The sequence below is a fragment of the Mycobacterium mantenii genome, assembly GCF_001667865.1.
Classification (GTDB): domain Bacteria; phylum Actinomycetota; class Actinomycetes; order Mycobacteriales; family Mycobacteriaceae; genus Mycobacterium; species Mycobacterium mantenii_A.
Genome location: NZ_LZJP01000060.1, coordinates 133945 through 153287, shown reverse-complemented (window position 1 = coordinate 153287; position 19343 = coordinate 133945). Strand labels below are relative to the sequence as shown.

Below are 19343 nucleotides of genomic sequence, written 5' to 3'. Positions count from 1 at the left end.
ACTATGCGGAGGCCGAAGAGCCCGAAGCCGAAGAGCCTGAAGCGGAAGCTGAAGAGCCGGAAGCCGAAGAGCCCGAAGCCGAAGAGGCCGAAGCGGAAGCCGAAGAGCCCGAGGCCGAAGAGCCCGAAGCGGAAGCTGAAGAGCCCGAAGGTGAAGAGCCGGAAGCCGAAGAGCCCGAAGAGCCCGTAGCCGAGGCGGAAGCCGAACCAGCCACCGAGGATTCGGACGCCGAGCCCGTCGCCGAAACAGCCGACACGTCCGACGCAGACTCTGGGGTGGCCGCTGAACCCGAACCCGCAAACGCCGCGGAAGAGGCCGCAAAGACGGCGCCGGCTCAGCCGGAGACCCGTCGGCGATGGGGCTCACGACTGAGGAACCGGCTGTCGGGCCGCTGATCGCCGAACCACTCCGATTCCACGGGGCGGTGGGCTCGGGATCTGGCATGCTGAAAAGCGTGACCAACGCGAGGTCAGCCGTCAGGTGATGCAACCTCAACCTCACCCACCCACGCACGCTCCGGGGCGGCCTCATCCGCACGGCCCGCGGCGTCATCGCCTCTACCTCGCGGCCGGCACCGGGGTGATGCTGGGCGGCGCGCTCGGCTACGTCGCGCTGGCCGACCCGCACAGCCCGAGTTCGATCTACCCGCTGTGCCCGTTCAAGTGGCTCACCGGCTGGAATTGCCCGTTTTGCGGCGGGCTGCGGATGACGCATGACCTGTTGCACGGCGGCCTGACGGCGGCCATCCACGACAACGTTTTCCTGCTGGTGGGGATCCCGCTGCTGGCAGCGTGGGTGCTGCTGCGCCGCGCCCGCGGCAAGGTATTGCTGTCCAGATCGGCGTTGCTGATGGTCGTGGTCGCCACGATCGCGTGGACCGTGCTGCGTAACCTGCCCGCCTTCCCCTTGTATCCCACCGTTCTTGGTGGGTAAGAGCACACTGCGCGGCGTCGGCCAAGTGCGGGCCGTGGGGGTTGCACACGACTATGCTGGGTCGGCGTGAGTAGACGCGGAAAGATCGTCTGCACCCTTGGCCCTGCGACGAATTCGGATGAGTCGATCCTGGCCCTGGTTGAGGCCGGAATGGACGTCGCCCGGCTGAACTTCAGCCACGGCGACTACGCCGACCACAAAGCCGCGTACGAGCGCGTCCGGTCCGCCTCCGACGCCACCGGCCGCGCCGTCGGCGTGCTGGCCGACTTGCAGGGCCCCAAGATTCGGCTGGGGCGTTTCGCCACCGGGCCCACCTACTGGGCCGACGGCGAAACGGTTCGGATCACCGTCGCCGACTGCGACGGCGACCATGACCGGGTATCGACCACCTATAAGGACCTGGCCAAGGACGCCACCGTCGGTGACCGGATCCTGGTCGACGACGGCAAGGTCGGCCTGACCATCGACGGCATCGAGGGTGACGACGTCATCTGCACGGTCGTCGAGGGCGGCCCGGTGAGCAACAACAAGGGCATCTCGCTGCCCGGCATGAACGTGTCCGCACCGGCGTTGTCGGAGAAGGACGTCGAGGATCTCACCTTCGCGATGGAACTCGGCGTCGACCTGGTCGCGCTCTCCTTCGTGCGTTCGCCCTCCGACGTCGAGTTGGTGCACGAGGTGATGGACCGGGTGGGGCGGCGCGTGCCGGTGATCGCGAAGCTGGAAAAGCCGGAGGCCGTCGACAATCTGGAAGCCATCGTGCTGGCCTTCGACGCGATCATGGTGGCCCGCGGCGACCTGGGCGTCGAGCTGCCCCTGGAAGAGGTCCCGCTGGTGCAGAAGCGGGCCATCCAGATGGCGCGGGAGAACGCCAAACCGGTGATCGTGGCGACCCAGATGCTCGATTCGATGATCGAGAGCTCACGGCCGACCCGGGCCGAGGCCTCCGACGTCGCGAACGCGGTCCTCGACGGCGCCGACGCGGTGATGCTGTCCGGGGAGACCTCGGTGGGGAAGTATCCGCTGGCGGCCGTTCGGACCATGTCCCGCATCATCTGCGCGGTCGAGGACAATTCCACGGCCGCTCCGCCGCTGACGCATGTGCCGCGCACCAAACGCGGGGTGATCTCGTATGCGGCCCGCGACATCGGCGAGCGGCTCGATGCCAAGGCGCTGGTCGCATTCACCCAGTCCGGCGACACGGTCAAGCGCCTGGCCCGCCTGCACACTCCGCTGCCGCTGCTGGCCTTCACCGCCTGGCCCGAGGTGCGTAGCCAGCTGGCCATGACCTGGGGCACCGAAACGTTCATCGTCCCGATGATGACCTCGACCGACGGCATGATCCGCCAGGTCGACAAGTCGCTTCTGGAACTCGGCCGCTACCGGCGAGGCGACCTGGTGGTCATCGTCGCCGGCGCGCCACCTGGCACAGTAGGGTCAACAAACCTCATCCATGTGCATCGGATCGGGGAGGACGACGTCTAACTGAGGAGAGCGTGTGCCGGCCGGCTGTGAGTCCGAAGAGCCGAATGCGGTAGCAGCGGCCACACCGCGGACCCATCCGGATTTCGCGGAGCTGCTGGCGACGCTCGACCTCGATCGCGTCGACGACGACCTGTTCATCGGGTCGCATCCCAGCAAGAACCCGATGCGAACCTTCGGTGGCCAGCTCATGTCGCAGGCGTTCGTCGCGAGCAGTCGCAGCCTCCTGCGTGAGGGCCTGCCGCCGAGCGCGCTGTCGGTGCACTTCATCAACGGGGGAGACACCGCCAGGGACATCGAGTTCCGCGTGACGCGGCTGCGGGACGAGCGCCGGTTTGCCAATCGGCGGGTGGATGCGATGCAGGACGGCACGCTACTGTGCTCGGCGCTGGTCTCCTACATGGCAGGTGGTCGCGGCCTGGAACACGGCATCGCGCCCCCGGAGGTGGCCGAGCCGCACTCCCAGCCCACGATCGGCGAACTGTTGCGCGGCTACGAGGAGACCGTCCCGCACTTCGTCAAGGCCCTGCAGCCCATCGAATGGCGCTACACCAACGATCCGGCGTGGGTGATGCGCACGAAAGGCGACCGGCTTCCGCACAATCGGGTCTGGGTCAAGGCCCTGGGAGAAGTCCCCGACGACCCCATATTGCACACGGCAACAATGGTCTATTCGTCGGATACGACGGTATTGGACTCGGTTATCACGACGCACGGCCTTTCCTGGGGATTCGACCGCATATTCGCCGCGTCAGCCAATCATTCCATTTGGTTTCACCGGCAGGTCAACTTCAACGACTGGGTGTTGTACTCCACATCGTCGCCGGTGGCGGCCGATTCGCGGGGGCTGGGCACGGGGCATTTCTTCGACCGGTCCGGGCAGCCGCTGGCCACGGTGGTGCAAGAGGGCGTCTTGAAATATTTCCCCTCTTCGGGCCGCTAAATCGTTACCCGATAGCCGCAAATAATCCCCCCGCATTCGGGTCCTATGCGGCCGCGATCGGGCGTAACTTTGACGTAGCCGGGTAGTCGGTGCGGAGGCGGTAGTGAAAGTCGCCAAGCTGTTGTCAGCGCATCGGGAGGTGAATGTGAACGGGCCAGTGGTGGACGTCACAGTAGCAAGACCCCGCGCGCGCGAACGCGTTGTCGTGTCGGTGGATTCACTGGCGGTCCGCCTGCTCGGCGCATTGGCGGTGTTCGCCGCGGCTTGCTGGTTCATCGAAATTCTCGCTCGGCACCACAGGCACCCGGACTGGGACTACACCGATCGGTTGGCCTGGTCGCTGACGGTGCTGGTGGCGGTGGCGTGGATTGCCCGCGGTATTTTCCTGGGCCGCCCGGTTACGACGATGCACGCGGTGGCCGCCGCCTTGTTCGTGCTGGTGGGGCTGGGACTGCATGTGTTGTCCTTCGATCTGCTCGGTGACCTGGTGATCGCCAGTTCGGGCATGGCATTGATGTGGCCGACGACCTCGCATCCCCGGCCCGATGACCTGCCGCGCGTGTGGCAACTGGTCAACGCGACCGGTGGCGACGCGCTGGCGCCGTTCGCCATGCAGACCGGCAAGAGCTATCACTTCACCCCCGATGGAACCGCGGCTCTGGCCTACCGGACGCGAATGGGAATCGCCGTGGTCAGCGGCGACCCGATCGGGGATGAGGCCCATTTCCCAGAACTGGTCGCCGATTTCGCCGCCACCTGCCACGCGCACGGATGGCGCATCGCCGTGGTGGGGTGCGGCGAACGCCGGCTCAACCTGTGGAATGACTCGACCGTGTTGGGACAATCGTTGCGGCCCATACCGATTGGCCGCGATGTGGTCGTGAACGTGTCCAGCTTCGACATGGTGGGCCGCAAGTTCCGTAACCTGCGTCAGGCGGTGAAGCGCACCCACAACTGTGGTGTGACAACCGAAATCGTGTCGGAGCAGGAACTCGACGACAAGCTGCTGGCCGAGCTGACCGGGGTGGTGCGGGAGTCATCCAAGGGGGCCCACGCCGACCGCGGATTCCACATGAACCTCGACGGCGTGCTGGAAGGCAGATTCCCCGGAATACAGCTCATCATCGCCCGGGACGCGACGGGCAAGGTCCAGGCGTTTCACCGCTACGCCACCGCCGGCGGCGGTAGCGACATCACCCTCGACGTGCCGTGGCGCCGGCGCGGTGCCCCCAACGGGCTCGACGAGCGCCTCAGCGTCGACATGATCATGGCCGGCAAAGAGGTTGGGGCGCAGCGGGTATCGCTGGCGTTCGCCGCGTTCCCGGAGATTTTCGACGACAAGAACCGCGGTTGGCTGCAGCGCATCTTCTACGGGTTGACCCACGTTCTGGACCCGTTGATCGCCCTGGAGTCGTTGTACCGGTACGTGCGTAAGTGGCATGCCCTTGACGCCCGGCGCTACGCGCTGATCTCCATGACTCAGATCGTCCCGCTACTGTTCGTGCTGTTGTCGCTGGAGTTCATGCCGCGCCGGCGGCACCTCTGAGCGCGCAGCGGGCCGTCGATTCTCCTCGATCTTCACTTCCCGAACGTCAATCCCCTCGGGTAGGTGGTGCGTGGCCACCACCACCGTCCGCTCCGGGGATAGCAACCGCGAATCCGGGGCCAGCAGATCGCGGAGGACCGCTTCGGCGTCGCTGACGTCGAGGTGCTCGGTGGGCTCGTCGAGCAGCACGATCCGGGCGGGCGATATCACCGCCCGGGCCAGCAACAGCCTTCTGCGCTGGCCGGCCGAAAGGGCTTGCGCGCCACCGGTGAGCACCGTGGACAAGCCGTCGGGCAGGCCGGCGAGCCACGCACCCAGGCCGACCGCGTCCAGTGCGGCCGTCAGTTCGTCATCTGAGCAATCGCCGCGCGCGACCAGCAGGTTGTCCCGGACGGTGGTGGCAAAGATGTGCGCGTCCTCGGCGAAAAACCCGATAGCCCTGCGCAAATCTCCCTCGTCGAACTCGTGCGGGGCGCTGCCGTCCAGCGTGACCCGCCCGTCCAGGGGCGGCAGCAGGCCGGCGAGCGTCATCAGCAGGGTCGTCTTTCCGGAACCGCTGGCGCCGGTGATGGCCAGTCGAGCGCCCGGCGGCAGGTCCACGGCGATCCGGGCTGAGGGTGCCGCGTCGTCGTGGCCGCATCGCACGTCGGCCGACAACCTGCCGGTGCCGGCCGGTGCGGGCGTGTTCGTCGGTGCACGTTCGGGTTCGGGCGGGGTCAGTTCGAGCAATCGACGTGCGGCGATCCGTGACCGCGTCAACTGGACGGCGGCCGCGGGCAACGGCGTCATCGCTTCGAAGGCGGACAGTGGCAGCAGCATGAGCACGGCCAGCGTGGTGGGCGCGACGGCGTGCGCCAACTCGATCCCGGAGACCACCGCGCCGAGCACGCTGACCCCGATCGCCGCGGTGGGCATCGCCTCGGCAATGGCCGCCGGCCTGGCGGCGACATCCAGGGCATCGCCCCAAACGCGTTGACGGCGTTGCGATTCCGCGATGACATCGGGGAGCAGGCCCGCGACCCGCAGCTCGGGGGCATGCTCGAGAGCAAGCATCGCCGATGTGTCGCGTTCGGAATGGTGCTGGCGCGCAAGGTCTTCCTGGGTCGCGGCGGCCCGGCCCGCAAGGCGGGGAGCGACGAAGCCGGCGATCAGCAGGCAGATGGCCAGCACCACGGCCGCCGCCGGTGAAATGGCGGCGACGACCGCGGTCGCCGCCAGCGCCAGCACCACCGCGACGCCGATCGGCACCAGGGCCCGCACCAGAACGTTGGCCAGTTCGTCGACGTCCGCACCGACCCGGGCCACCAGTTCCCCGCTGTGCAGCCGGACGGCGGCCGCCGCCGGTCCGCGCGCCAGCCGTCGGTAGATCTGTACCCGCGCGGTGCCGGCCGCGCGCAAGGCCGTGTCGTGGGTGGCCAGTCGCTCGCAGTAGTGCAGCACGGCCCGCGAGATCGCGAACAGCCGGACCGCGACCGCCGCGACCGACAGGTCCAGCACGGGCGGCATCTGCCAGGCGCGCGTGATCAACCACGCCGACACGCCGGCCAGGGCGAGCGCGCTGCCCAGCGAGAGCACGCCGAGCGCGATCGCGGCCAGGACCCGCGGCAGCCGCGGGCGTAACAGCTCGGCGCCGGCCAGCAGCAGGTCGTGGCGGGCCGGCGCGAGTTGGTGGCGGCGACCCACCGCGGGATCAGGCCGGGGCATACGTCACCCCCCGCTCGGCGGCCACCTCGACGATCTGGTCGCCGATGGCCAGGACGGGGGCACGGTGGCCGACGACGATCACGGTCGCACCGGCCCGGGCTCGCGCCACGAGGGCCCGCAGGACGCGTTGCTCGGTGGCCGCGTCCAGGTGTGCGGTCGGCTCGTCCAGCAACAGCACGCCGGCCGTCGAGCCGAGCGCTCGGGCCAGGCCCAGCCGTTGTCGTTGTCCCAGCGACAACCCGGCACCGCCGCGCCCCAGCACTGTTCCGCCCCCGCGGGGCAGTTCGGCCAAGACCGCATCGAATCCGGAATCGGCACAAGCTGTTTCGGCGTCGTCGAGGTTTCCGAACAGCATCAGGTTGTCATCGACGGTGCCCGGCACCAGCACCGGGCGCTGCGGCAGCCAGGACAGCTGCGCCCACCACCGGGTCGGCTCCAGGTCGGCGACGTCGACGCCGTCCACGATGACCCGGCCCGACGAAGGCACGGTGATGCCGGCAATCGCCTGCAGGGTGGTGCTCTTGCCGGCGCCGTTACGCCCGGTCAGCACCGTCACCGTGCCGGGCTCGATGACCGCGCTGAGATCGCGTGGCGCCTGGCCGTCGCGGCCGTCCACGGCCAGGTGCTCGAGGCGCATCCGCGCACCGCGCGCGGTGACCGTCCGAGTCTTGGCCTTCGACGCGGCCGGCTCGCCGATCAGGTCGAACGCCGCCGCGGCGGCGGTTTTGCCGTCTTGAGCGGCATGGAATTCCACGCCGACGCGGCGCAGCGGCCAGTACACGTCCGGCGCCAGCAACAGGACCGTCAACCCGGCGGTCAGGGTCATCCCACCGAACACCAGACGAAGGCCTATCCCGACGGCGATCAACGCCACCCCCAGCGTGGCCAGCAATTCCAGCACCAACGCCGACAAGAACGCGATCCGCAATGTCGCCATGGTCGAGCGCCGGTGCGCGGCAGCCAGTTCGGCGATGCGGTGTTCCGGGCCCGAGCTGCGTCCCAGCGCCCGCAGCGTGGGGATGCCGGCGATCAGGTCCAGCAACCGGGCCTGCAGGGTCGTCATCGCGGCCAGTGCCGCCGCCGAGCGGTCGGCGGTGGCCAGCCCGATCAGCACCATGAAGATCGGTATCAGGGGCAGTGTGATCGCCACGACCACCACCGATTTCACGTCGTAGGCCGCGATCACGGCGACCGTGGCCGGGGTCAGGACGGCCGCGAGCAGCAGCGTCGGCAGGTAGCCGGTGAAGTAGGGGCGCAAGCCGTCCAGTCCGCGGGTGACCACGACGGCGGCGGCGTCGCGTTGCGCGGCGAGTTCACCGGGCTGCCTGGCGGTGACCGCCGTCAGCACCTGACCGGACAGGTCGGCGATGACGGCACTGGCCCCCCGTTGGCCGAGCCGGGCCTGAAGCCACTGCGTCACGGCGCGGACGACCCAGAGCGCCAACAGGATTGACAGCGGCCCCAGCCAGAGGTGCAGGGTCCGTGCTGAGGGATCGCCGACCACGCGGGCGACGATGCCCGCCAACACGATCGCCGAGCCGATCGCGCAGCCGGAGATCAGCACACCGCAGCCCACCACGGCGACCAGATAGCGGCGCAGTGCCGGCGAAAATCGCCACAGTCTGGGGTCTAGTGGCGCACGGCTGGTGCGGTCGGTACCGCTCAGGACGCGCGCCTTGCCAGACCGATCGGCGCCGGTATCCGGTCAGCCGAGATCCGTTGCCGGAAGATCCAATACGACCAGGCTTGGTACACCACGGTGAGCGGGGCCATGAACGCCGTCACCCAGGTCATCACCTTGAGGGTGTAGTGGGTGGAGGAGACGTTGTAGATGGTCAGGCTCCATTGCCTGTTCAGCGTCGAGGGCACCAGGTTCGGATACAGCGCGCCGAAGAGCAGGATCACCACGGCCGCGACCACCAGCGCGACGCAGGTGAACGCCCAGCCGTCGGACGCGCGCCGCCACACCAGCAGCACCGCCGCCAGTTGCGCCACCACCGCCACGGCCAGCACCAGCCACGTCCAGTCTTTGCCATAAGCCAGTTGCGTCCAAAGTCCAAAGCCCGCAACCAATCCGGTGACCGGCAGCGACAACCAGACCCCGAATCGGTACGCGTCGTCGCGGATGGCGCCGGAGGTCTTCAACGCCACGAAGGTCGCTCCGTAGAACAAGAACAACCCCGCGGTGGCCAGGCCGCCCAAGAGCGTGTACGCGTTGAGCACATCGGTGATCGACAGCTGAATGTGGCCGTCGGCCTGCACCGGGAGCCCGCGCACCAGGATCGCGAACGCGACACCCCACAAGATGGCCGGCAGCCACGAGCCGGCCGCGATGCCGACATCGGCCCAGCCGCGCCATTTCGTGTCGTCGATCTTGCCGCGCCACTCGATCGCCACGGCGCGCACGATCATGCCGAACAGGATGGCCAGCAGCGGCAGGTACAGCGTCGAGAACACGGACGCGTACCAGCCGGGGAAGGCGGCGAACATGGCTGCGCCGCCGACGATCAGCCAGACCTCGTTGCCGTCCCAGACCGGCCCGATGGTGTTGAGGGCCGTGCGGCGCAATGGTTCGGCTTCTCCGATCCCGACGCGCGCGAACGGCTCCATCAGCATGCCGACACCGAAGTCGAAGCCCTCGAGGATGAAGAAACCCAGGAACAGCACACCGATGATGCAAAACCACAACTCCTGCAGTCCCACCGTGTCAACTCCTTTCGGTGTCGGTCAGCCGTCAATAGGCGAACGACAGCGGTGCCACCTCGTCGTCGCTCGGTGCCTGCGGGGGAGCCGGTTCCGCGTCGTGCTCCAGCGGGCCCTCGACGACGTAGCGCTTGAGCAGGAAGAACCAGAGGACCGCGAGCACCGCGTAGATGAGCGTGAAGGTCACCAGGGAGGTGATGACAATGCCGGGCACGTGATGCGACACCCCCTCGCGAACCGTCATCCGAATCAATTGGTCCCCAGTGGGATTGGGTGCCACCACCCATGGCTGGCGGCCCATCTCGGTGAACACCCAACCCGAGATGTTGGCCAGAAACGGCGTGGGGATGGTGAGCAGGGCGAACCAGGACACCCAGCGGCTCTTGGGGGTTCGCCCGCGACGGGTCACCCACAACACGGTCAGGGCGAACAGCACCGGGATCGCCAGGAATCCGATCATCGCGCGGAAGGACCAGTAGGTGACGAACAGGTTGGGCCGGTAGTCGTCGGTTCCGAAGCGCTGCTGGTACTCCTGCTGTAGATCGTCCACCCCGCGCAGCGTCACACCGCTGAGTTTGCCTTCGGCCAGGAACGGCAGCACGTAATGCACCTTGATCACTTCGGCGACGCTGCCGCAGTTGTTGTGCGTGCCGATCGTCAGCACCGAGAAGTCGGGGTCGGTTTGCGTGTGGCACAAGGCCTCCGCCGAGGCCATCTTCATCGGCTGCTGGACGAACATCAGCTTGCCCTGCCGGTCACCGGTGAAGAACAGGCCGACCGTGGCGAGCAGCACCACCCCGCATCCGAGGATGGCCGCGGGGCGAAACATGGTGCGGGCATCGGTTTGTGCTTCGGGGGTGGTGGACCCGGGCTTGCCTGAGCGCACCATCCACCATGCGCTGACCGCGGCGACGAAGGTGCCCGCAACCAGCAGCGCCCCCGTCACGGTGTGTGAAAACGCCGCTTGCGCAGTGTTATTGGACAGCAGCGCGAAGATGTCATTCAGCTCGGCGCGCCGCGTCGCGGGGTTGTAGTGCGCGCCGACCGGGTGCTGCATGAACGAGTTCGCCGCGATGATGAAGAACGCCGATGCGTTGACGCCGAACGCCACGATCCAGATGCAGGCCAGGTGGATGAGTTTCGGCAGTCGACTCCAGCCGAAGATCCACAGGCCGATGAACGTGGATTCGAAGAAGAAGGCGAACAGCCCCTCCATCGCCAGTGGCGCACCGAAGATGTCGCCGACGAACTTGGAGTACTCACTCCAGTTCATGCCGAACTGAAATTCCTGGACGATCCCGGTCGCCACGCCGATGGCGAAGTTGATCAGGAACAGCTTGCCGAAGAATTTGGTCAGCCGGTACCAGGCGGTGTTACCGGTTGCCACCCAAACCGTTTGCATGATGGCGAGCAGCGGCGCCAAGCCGATCGTGAGCGGCACGAAGATGAAGTGGTAGACGGTAGTGATACCGAACTGCCACCGCGAAATATCGACGACATTCATCTGTCATCTCCCGAGACTGCGGAGGCCCGATCAACGGCTACGACAGAGTGTAGTAGATGAGTCGGCGCCAGCGCTACGGGCGTCCTCCTCAGCTGGTGAGGGTTTTGGACGCCTTGCGGATTCCGAAGGACGAAATGATCTCGAACACCCCAATGACCACGAACCAGGCGCCGACCACGATCGCCAGGGTGACGATCGATTGGAACGGTGACGCCAGGACGACGATGCCGGCGAGCAGGCTGATCACACCGACGAAGATGTTCCATCCTCGGCCCGGCAGGCCTGGATCGCTGACGGCCGAAATCGTTGTGGCAACGCCGCGGAAGATGAACCCGATGCCAATCCAGATGGCCAGCAGCAGGATTGCGTTGCCGAAGTGGCGGAACGCCAGCAACGCCAGGATCAATGACGCTGCGCCACTGATGAACAGCAGGATCCGGCTACCCGCCGAGACATGAAGCGAGAACGCGAAGATGACCTGCGCGACACCGGTTATCAACAGATAAACGCCGAAGGCGACGGCGGCGACCAGGATGGAAATTCCCGGCCACGCCAGCACCAGGACACCGAGGACAAGAGACAGAATTCCCGACAGCAGAGCGGATTTCCACAGATGCGGCAGCAGGCTTGGAACGGGATGGGTTCCAGGAGAGCCAGGGGAGATAGTCATGGCCGAAGTCTGGCACAAACGCGGGCCGCGGTACAGGGACTTTGGTCAGACGTGGACCGTGCGAGGATCTGCGGCACGCAGGTCGGTGGGTTCCTCACCCGCCTTGCGGCCGATGAGGTACCAGGTGCGCATGACGCCCTTGCCCTTGATTTCGATGCGGCCGCGCTCCTGGAGCACGAATTCGTGTTTGAGGCGCTGGTACATCGCCTCGGGCACCTGAATTCGGCCCACCGAATCGGTGGACTCCATCCGCGACGCGACGTTGACGGCGTCGCCCCACACGTCGTAGAAGAAGCGGCGCGAACCCACGACTCCGGCGACGACTGGTCCGCAGGCCATACCTATCCGCAGCGGGACGGCGTGGCCGTGCGGATCACTAAGTGCCGCCGCAACATTGGACATGTCGAGTGCGAAGTCGGCCAGAGCGAAGGCGTGATCCGGCCGCGCCCGCGGAACCCCGCTGACCACCATGTAGGAGTCGCCGCTGACCTTGATCTTCTCCAGTCCGTGTTTGTCCACCAGTTCGTCGAAGGCCGTGTACAGCCGGTCCAGGAACCGCACCAAATCCGCCGGCGCCGTGCTGCTGGCGCGTTCGGTGAAGCCGACGATGTCGGCGAACAGGACGGAGGCCTCGTCGTACTTGTCGGCGATGACGTTTCGCTCGGCACTCTTGAGACGCTCGGCGATGCTGCCCGGCAACATGTTGGCCAGCAGCGCCTCCGAGCGCTGGTACTCGGATTCCATTACCGCCTCGGCGCGGGCGGTGTCGCGCAACGCGAACCACAGCGTCACGACCACCATCACGACGCTGGAGATCGCGGTGACGACGAAGCCGGTCGACTGGACCCAGGCCGGCTGCAATCCGGTGCTGCGGGGGACCAGGAACTCAACGGCGATGATCAGGCCGGCGGCGACGGCCGCCAGGGCGGATGCCAACACGATGTGTTCGATGCCCAGCAACAGCACGACTATGCAGGCGCCCACCAGGAAGAAGAACTGAGCGCCCGCGCCGGTACCCACGTCCAGGCAGCTGGCGAACACCGAGACGTAGGCCGCGACCAGAAAGGTAAGCGGAGCAATGAGTTCCCCGAATCGCTGCAACCACGGAACCGCCGCGAAGACCATTGCGCCGACGACGTTGATGCTGCTGACCTGCCACAACCAGGTTCCGCTGACGATCTGCACGACGACGAAGCTCACGCTCACCATCACGGCCAGCCATGCGGCGATGGTGAGGATCCGGGCCCGGCGCGCCGCGCTGTCGGCGTAGTGCTGGTTGCGGGCGCGTGACTGATTGCGCGCCGCGGCAACGCAGTCCGGGCGCTTCGACGAGCCGTCTGGCCATCTCGGTGGGGCACCACACTTCTTGGCCGCCACGGGAGTAAGCCTAACCGCTGAGCAGGGAAGTTTGTCGAGTGCGGCATCAATATTGCCGTTTTCGCTTCCGTAAGTTTCGGAAGTCTGATAACAACTCTGTTATCGGGTTGTAATCGGGTTTGCGCATCGTTCGTTTTGGTTATTTAACACGTGTTCGGCGGGGCTGCTGGATACGTGTTCGCCTCGACTAAGGGGTGCCTGATGGCGGGTCTTAAAAGATTCGTGCTTGCGTTAATCCTGGCTCTCGCCGCGGTGCTCATGGACGGCTGTAGCGCCGCCTGCAGCGAGCCGAGTTGGCTACTCCGGGTCGCCGGCGACTCCATCGGCAACGATGCAACGGGGCTGAATGTCTCTGCGTCAGACCAGGTCTGCATCACCAGATCATTCGGCGACTGATCCGGCTACACCTGTCGGGCGGTGTCCTCGCTTGATTCGAGAGCGCGCCCGGGGTCGGAGCATGAACGGGGCTTCGGCGCCTTTGACCACTTGATGGACGCCGTTGCTGGCCGCTTTTCTGTCGCCGTCGGCACGCGTGCCGAAAAATGGGATGAATTCATCGCGCATCTATTGCGCTATTGCTAATGCAATGGGGCGGCTTAATTGCGCGCAGTTTATAAAAAGGGGATAATCCATACCGTTGGAACGTGTTTTATCCAACCAGCAAACCGGTCGGTTTGGCTGAGCCCCTGGTGTGGCAGCTTCGGTACCGGTATACGTCCGTCTGGGGCGTCGACATGGCCCCTCCGGATGGCGGGCCGCGGATACCGCGCACGGCTTCGAACTGGCACTCACGGGACCGGGATCGCGGGCAGGCTCCGAGGAGAAGGTGTTTGCCAACCCCCGATGTTGTTACTGGTGCCCTCGGTGAGATTCGAACTCACACTGGACGGGTTTTGAATCCGTTTCCTCTGCCAGTTGGGATACGAGGGCGTGCGGCCTCTTACCTTAGAGGCAGCCTCCCACCATAGAGGATCAGGAGTGCTCACCCGTCTCACCGCCCCCGAGGTCGCTGGTCTGAGGCGTTCACGACACAATATCCGTCATGACAGGCCCCATGACCGACACCGACGCCGCTGTGCCGCGCCGGGTCCTGATCGCTGAAGACGAAGCGCTCATCCGAATGGATCTCGCCGAGATGCTCCGAGAGGAGGGGTACGAGATCGTCGGTGAGGCCGGCGACGGACAGGAAGCCGTCGAGCTGGCCGAGCGCCATCAGCCGGACCTGGTGATCATGGATGTGAAGATGCCGCGCCGCGACGGCATCGACGCCGCTTCGGAGATAGCCAGCAAGCGCATCGCCCCGATCGTGGTGCTGACCGCGTTCAGCCAGCGCGATCTCGTCGAACGGGCGCGCGACGCCGGGGCGATGGCGTACCTGGTGAAGCCGTTCACCATCAGCGACCTGATCCCGGCCATCGAATTGGCGGTCAGCCGCTTCAGCGAGATCGCCGAGCTCGAACGCGAGGTGGCCTCGTTGTCCGACCGGTTGGAGACCCGCAAGCTCGTCGAGCGCGCGAAAGGCCTGCTGCAGAGCGAACAGGGGATGACCGAGCCCGAGGCCTTCAAGTGGATTCAACGGGCCGCCATGGACCGCAGGACCACGATGAAGCGGGTGGCCGAAGTCGTCCTGGAGACCCTGGACCCGCAGAAGGACGCCTAACCGTCGAGCGTTGAGCCCGTCGAGTGTGACGCCACGGCGTCGAGTGTGCGCTCAGTGCGACGACACGCCGACGGCAGCAACGAGGTGAGGCGCGGCCGTAATCGCCAACGGCCGTTGGCCCTAACGGGCGACGATCACCGACGAGCCGTGGCCGAACAGGCCCTGGTTGGCAGTGACGCCCACGGTGGCGTTCTCCACCTGGCGGCCGGTGGCCTGACCGCGCAGCTGCCAGGTCAACTCGCAGACCTGGGCGATGGCCTGCGCGGGAATCGCCTCGCCGAAGCACGCCAGGCCGCCCGACGGGTTGACCGGAACCCGGCCGCCGATCGCGGTCGCACCGCTGCGCAACAGCTGCTCGGCTTCACCTTTGGGGCACAACCCCAGGTGCTCGTACCAGTCGAGCTCCAGCGCGGTGGACAGGTCGTAGACCTCGGCCATGCTCACGTCCTCGGGCCCGATGCCCGCCTCGGCGTAGGCCGCGTCGAGGATCTGATCCTTGAACACCCGATCGGGCCCGGGCACCACCGCGGTGGAATCCGTTGCGATGTCCGGCAATTCGGGCAGGTGCTGCGGGTACTGCGGCGTGACCGTGCTGACCGCGCGCACCGACGGCACGCCCTCGAGCGAGCCGAGGTGCTTGCGGGCGAACTCGGCGCTGGCCACGATCAGCGCCGCGGCGCCGTCGGAGGTGGCGCAGATGTCGAGCTGCCGCAGCGGGTCGGACACCACCGGGCTGGCCAGCACGTCCTCGACCGAAGATTCCTTGCGGTAGCGGGCATTCGGGTTCTGCAGACCATGCTGGGAGTTCTTCACCTTCACCGCCGCGAAGTCCTCGGACGTCGCGCCGTAGAGGTCCATCCGGCGCCGCGCGAGCAACGCGAAGTACACCGGGTTCATCGCGCCGATCAAGTGGAACCGCTGCCAGTCCGGGTCGTTCTTGCGCTCGCCGCCGACGGGGGCGAACGCCCCCTTCGGGGTGGTGTCGGCGCCGATCACCAGCGCGACATCGCAGAAGCCGGCCAGGATGTGAGCGCGAGCGCTCTGCAGCGCCTGCGAACCGCTGGCACACGCGGCGTAGCTGGAGCTGACCGGCACGCCGTTCCAGCCCAGCTTCTGCGCGAACGTCGACCCCGCGATGAAGCCCGGGTAGCCGTTGCGGATGGTGTCGGCGCCGGCGACCAGCTGGATCTGCTGCCAGTCCAGTCCCGCCTCGGCTAGCGCGGCGCGCGCGGCGACCACGCCGTATTCGGTGAAGTCGCGGCCCCATTTGCCCCACGGGTGCATCCCGGCGCCGAGGATGTAGAGCGGTTCGGGTGTGCTCGTCGTCATTATCGCCGCTCCTCCTCATCGCTGCGCTTTGCATCGTCGCCGGCGTTCGCGGTCCTCCAGGCGTGCACGATGCGTTCCACGCCGTCGTCGTCGGTGAACAGCGGCATCGTGGTCAGTTCCATCTCCATGCCGACCTTCAGGTCGGCCGCCAGCGTGCCCTCGACCACCTTGCCGAGCACGATGATGCCCTCGTGGGCCAATTCCACGGCGGCGATGGCGAACGGCTCGAAGGGGTCCGCCGCCGGGTAGGGCGCGGGTGGCGGGTACCGGTTTTCGGTGTAGCTCCACAGCGTTCCCCGGCTCGACAACGCGACGGACTCTAGGGTGTCGCTGGCGCAGGCCGGGTTGGGGCAGTTGTTCTCCCGCGGCGGGAAGACGTACGTTCCGCATTCGGGGCACTTGCTGCCGATCAGGCGGGGATTTCCGGCGTCATCGGTGGCGAACCATCCATCGATCGCGGGTTCTTGACTGGTGACCTCTGGCACTGGGCCAGACTACCCAGCCCAAACCCAAAACTGAAACGTGTTGCAGTTCTGCTGGTGGCACGGTTGGCCTGCCCGGTTCGTCACACCGGGTGCCTAGAGTGAGACCCGTGCCCGCCACGAAAACCCCTACCAAGGCCAGCGAGGAACAAACCGCGCCGACGCTCATGCTGCTGGATGGCAACTCGCTGGCGTTCCGGGCGTTCTATGCGCTGCCCGCCGAGAACTTCAAGACCCGCGGCGGGCTGACCACCAACGCGGTCTACGGCTTCACCGCCATGCTGATCAACCTGCTGCGCGACGAAGCCCCGACCCATATCGCCGCGGCGTTCGACGTGTCTCGGCAGACCTTCCGCTCCGAGCGCTATCCGGAGTACAAGGCCAATCGGTCGGCGACTCCGGACGAGTTTCGTGGCCAGATCGACATCACCAAAGAAGTCCTGGCGGCGTTGGGAATCACCGTGCTCGCCGAGGAGGGTTTCGAGGCCGACGATCTCATCGCCACGCTGGCAACGCAGGCCGAAAAGGAGGGCTACCGCGTACTGGTGGTCACCGGAGACCGCGACTCGCTGCAGTTGGTCAGCGACAGTGTGACGGTGCTGTATCCCCGCAAGGGGGTCAGCGAGTTGACCCGCTTCACCCCGGATGCCGTCGTCGAGAAGTACGGGCTGACGCCCCAGCAGTACCCCGACTTCGCCGCGCTGCGCGGCGACCCCAGCGACAACCTGCCCGGCATCCCGGGTGTGGGGGAGAAGACAGCCTCCAAATGGATCGGCGAATACGGGTCGCTGCAGGGGCTGGTCGACAACGTCGACTCGGTGCGCGGCAAGGTCGGCGACGCGCTGCGCGAGCATCTGGCCAGCGTCATCCGCAACCGCGAGCTGACCGATCTCGTCAAAGACGTGCCGCTGGCGCAAACCCCGGACACGCTGCGGCTGCAGCCGTGGGATCGCGACCAGATCCACCGGCTCTTCGACGACCTGGAGTTCCGGGTGCTGCGCGACCGCCTGTTCGAAACCCTGGCCGCGGTGGAGCCCGAGGTCGACGAGGGTTTCGACGTGCGCGGCGGCGCCCTGCAAGCCGGCGAACTGGCCGTCTGGCTGGCCGAGCACAGCTCGGGAAAGCGGTTCGGTCTGGCCGTCGTCGGTACCCACCTGGCCTACGACGCCGACGCCACCGCGCTGGCCATCGTGTCCGCCGACGGCGAGGGCCGCTACATCGACACCGCGATGCTGGATCCCGAAGACGAAGCGGCGCTGGCGTCGTGGCTGGCCGACCCGGGCCCGCCCAAGGCGCTGCACGAAGCCAAGCTCGCGATGCACGACCTGGCCGGGCGCGGCTGGACGCTGGCCGGCGTCACCTCCGACACCGCGCTGGCCGCCTACCTGGTGCGCCCCGGTCAGCGCAGCTTCTCCCTCGACGACCTTTCGCTGCGCTACCTGCGCCGCGAGTTGCGCGCCGACAACCCTGAGCAGCAACAGCTTTCGTTGCTCGACGACACCGAGGGCACCGACGACCAGGCGGTGCAGACGCTGATCCTGCGCGCCGTGGCCGTGCTGGATCTGGCCGACGCGCTGGACGAGGAGCTGGCCCGCATCAACTCCACGTCACTGTTGGGCGGCATGGAGCTGCCGGTGCAGGCGGTGCTGGCGGGCATGGAAAACGCAGGCATCGCAGTCGATTTGGACCTGCTGGGCGAGCTGCAAAGCGATTTCGCCCAGCAGATCCGCGACGCGGCCGAGGCGGCGTACGCGGTGATCGGCAAGCAGATCAACCTGGGCTCGCCAAAACAGTTGCAGGCGGTGCTTTTCGACGAGCTGGAGATGCCGAAGACCAAGCGCACCAAGACCGGCTACACCACCGACGCGGACGCCCTGCAATCGCTGTTCGACAAGACCGGCCATCCGTTCCTGCAGCATCTGCTGACCCACCGCGACGCGACCCGGCTCAAGGTCACCGTCGACGGCTTGCTGAATTCGGTGGCCTCGGACGGGCGCATCCACACCACGTTCAACCAGACCATCGCGGCGACGGGCCGGCTGTCGTCGACCGAGCCGAACCTGCAGAACATCCCGATCCGCACCGAGGCGGGCCGGCGGATCCGCGACGCGTTCGTCGTCGGCGACGGCTACAGCGAGCTGATGACGGCCGACTACAGCCAGATCGAGATGCGGATCATGGCCCACCTGTCCAAGGACGAGGGCCTCATCGAGGCGTTCAACACCGGGGAGGACCTGCATTCGTTCGTCGCGTCGCGGGCGTTCGGCGTGCCGATCGAGGAGGTCACCCCGGAGCTGCGCCGGCGGGTCAAGGCCATGTCCTACGGGCTGGCGTACGGGTTGAGCGCCTACGGGCTTTCGCAGCAGTTGAAGATCTCCACCGAGGAAGCCAAGGAGCAGATGGACGCCTACTTCGCCCGGTTCGGCGGCGTGCGCGACTATCTGATGAACGTCGTGGACCAGGCCCGCAAGGACGGCTATACGTCGACGGTCTTCGGGCGTCGTCGCTATCTCCCCGAACTCGACAGCAGCAACCGTCAGGTGCGGGAGGCCGCCGAGCGGGCCGCGCTCAACGCGCCCATCCAGGGCAGCGCGGCCGACATCATCAAGGTGGCGATGCTCGAAGTCGACAAGGCGATCAAAGACGCCGGGCTTTCGTCCCGGATGCTGCTGCAGGTGCACGACGAGCTGCTGTTCGAGGTCGCGCCCGGCGAGCGGGAACAGCTCGAAGCGCTGGCACGCGACAAGATGGGCGGCGCCTACCCGCTCGACGTGCCGCTGGAGGTTTCGGTGGGCTACGGCCGCTCATGGGACGCCGCCGCGCATTAGCGTCGCGATCCGGCCGGTGCCGCGCACCGCGGGGTGTATCGGCTGCTCACACGGTCGCCGGGGGAGACGTCGCGGTAAAAAGTCACCGGAAAGTCGCCGTGGCGTCACCCACGGGGCAACCGGTCGGCCAGAGTCGACGGCGCTGAGTTTGGCCAGCGTGTGCCTAGTCGAGTAGCCTCGAC

At 66.8% G+C, this 19343-nt stretch carries 13 protein-coding genes, 1 tRNA gene and 2 pseudogenes; 7 read left to right on the top strand and 9 right to left on the bottom strand.

Annotation, left to right across the window (positions count from 1 at the left end):
* From A5688_RS09855 to A5688_RS28095, 5 genes and pseudogenes are all read left to right on the top strand, one after another.
* Window positions 1-395, top strand: a pseudogene (locus A5688_RS09855) (prolipoprotein diacylglyceryl transferase); the annotation flags it as partial.
* Between the two features lie 88 nt (window positions 396-483).
* Complete coding sequence (locus A5688_RS09850; RefSeq protein ID WP_082955006.1) at window positions 484-933, top strand: DUF2752 domain-containing protein; 450 nt, start codon at window positions 484-486, stop codon at window positions 931-933.
* Window positions 934-999: 66 nt separating this feature from the next.
* Window positions 1000-2418: a pyruvate kinase gene (pyk, locus tag A5688_RS09845; RefSeq protein ID WP_067908297.1), complete on the top strand. Its 1419-nt coding sequence runs from the start codon at window positions 1000-1002 to the stop codon at window positions 2416-2418.
* Between the two features lie 91 nt (window positions 2419-2509).
* Complete coding sequence (locus tag A5688_RS09840; RefSeq protein WP_120312395.1) at window positions 2510-3358, top strand: acyl-CoA thioesterase II; 849 nt, start codon at window positions 2510-2512, stop codon at window positions 3356-3358.
* Window positions 3359-3503: 145 nt separating this feature from the next.
* Window positions 3504-4904: a bifunctional lysylphosphatidylglycerol flippase/synthetase MprF gene (locus A5688_RS28095; RefSeq protein WP_067908343.1), complete on the top strand. Its 1401-nt coding sequence runs from the start codon at window positions 3504-3506 to the stop codon at window positions 4902-4904.
* On the opposite strand, the pseudogene cydC reads toward A5688_RS28095, so the two are convergent.
* The 7 genes and pseudogenes from cydC to A5688_RS09795 form a co-directional block, all read right to left on the bottom strand.
* Window positions 4838-6608, bottom strand: a pseudogene (cydC, locus tag A5688_RS09830) (thiol reductant ABC exporter subunit CydC). The gene A5688_RS28095 and the pseudogene cydC sit on opposite strands and share 67 nt — an antisense overlap.
* Window positions 6595-8184, bottom strand: a complete 1590-nt coding sequence (gene cydD, locus A5688_RS09825; protein ID WP_242660193.1) for a thiol reductant ABC exporter subunit CydD — start codon at window positions 8182-8184, stop codon at window positions 6595-6597. Before cydD ends, cydC begins: the two are co-directional and overlap by 14 nt.
* A gap of 86 nt (window positions 8185-8270) precedes the next feature.
* The gene (cydB, locus tag A5688_RS09820) at window positions 8271-9311 is read right to left on the bottom strand and encodes a cytochrome d ubiquinol oxidase subunit II (RefSeq protein ID WP_067908287.1); all 1041 of its coding nucleotides are present in this window, start codon (window positions 9309-9311) and stop codon (window positions 8271-8273) included.
* Between the two features lie 31 nt (window positions 9312-9342).
* Window positions 9343-10815, bottom strand: a complete 1473-nt coding sequence (locus A5688_RS09815) for a cytochrome ubiquinol oxidase subunit I (RefSeq protein WP_067908284.1) — start codon at window positions 10813-10815, stop codon at window positions 9343-9345.
* Window positions 10816-10903: 88 nt separating this feature from the next.
* Window positions 10904-11485, bottom strand: coding sequence for an HdeD family acid-resistance protein (locus tag A5688_RS09810; RefSeq protein WP_120312392.1), 582 nt, complete (start codon window positions 11483-11485; stop codon window positions 10904-10906).
* A gap of 45 nt (window positions 11486-11530) precedes the next feature.
* Complete coding sequence (locus A5688_RS09805; protein WP_067908281.1) at window positions 11531-12862, bottom strand: adenylate/guanylate cyclase domain-containing protein; 1332 nt, start codon at window positions 12860-12862, stop codon at window positions 11531-11533.
* Between the two features lie 853 nt (window positions 12863-13715).
* Window positions 13716-13792, bottom strand: a tRNA-Leu gene (locus tag A5688_RS09795).
* A 112-nt stretch (window positions 13793-13904) separates the two neighbouring features.
* Between A5688_RS09795 and A5688_RS09790 the strand changes: the two genes are divergently transcribed.
* On the top strand, window positions 13905-14522 hold the full coding sequence (locus A5688_RS09790; RefSeq protein WP_067828628.1) for an ANTAR domain-containing response regulator: 618 nt from the start codon (window positions 13905-13907) through the stop codon (window positions 14520-14522).
* A 120-nt stretch (window positions 14523-14642) separates the two neighbouring features.
* Here the strand turns inward: A5688_RS09790 and A5688_RS09785 are convergent, their stop codons facing one another.
* Both A5688_RS09785 and A5688_RS09780 read right to left on the bottom strand, forming a co-directional pair.
* On the bottom strand, window positions 14643-15851 hold the full coding sequence (locus A5688_RS09785) for a lipid-transfer protein (protein ID WP_067908278.1): 1209 nt from the start codon (window positions 15849-15851) through the stop codon (window positions 14643-14645).
* Entirely contained in the window at window positions 15851-16336 is a 486-nt protein-coding gene (locus A5688_RS09780; RefSeq protein ID WP_067908275.1) for a Zn-ribbon domain-containing OB-fold protein, read from the bottom strand. Before A5688_RS09780 ends, A5688_RS09785 begins: the two co-directional genes overlap by 1 nt.
* 164 nt (window positions 16337-16500) lie before the next feature.
* On the opposite strand from A5688_RS09780, the gene polA reads away from it, so the two are divergent.
* Window positions 16501-19161, top strand: coding sequence for a DNA polymerase I (gene polA / locus A5688_RS09775; protein ID WP_165606880.1), 2661 nt, complete (start codon window positions 16501-16503; stop codon window positions 19159-19161).
* The last annotated feature ends 182 nt before the right edge of the window (window positions 19162-19343 follow it).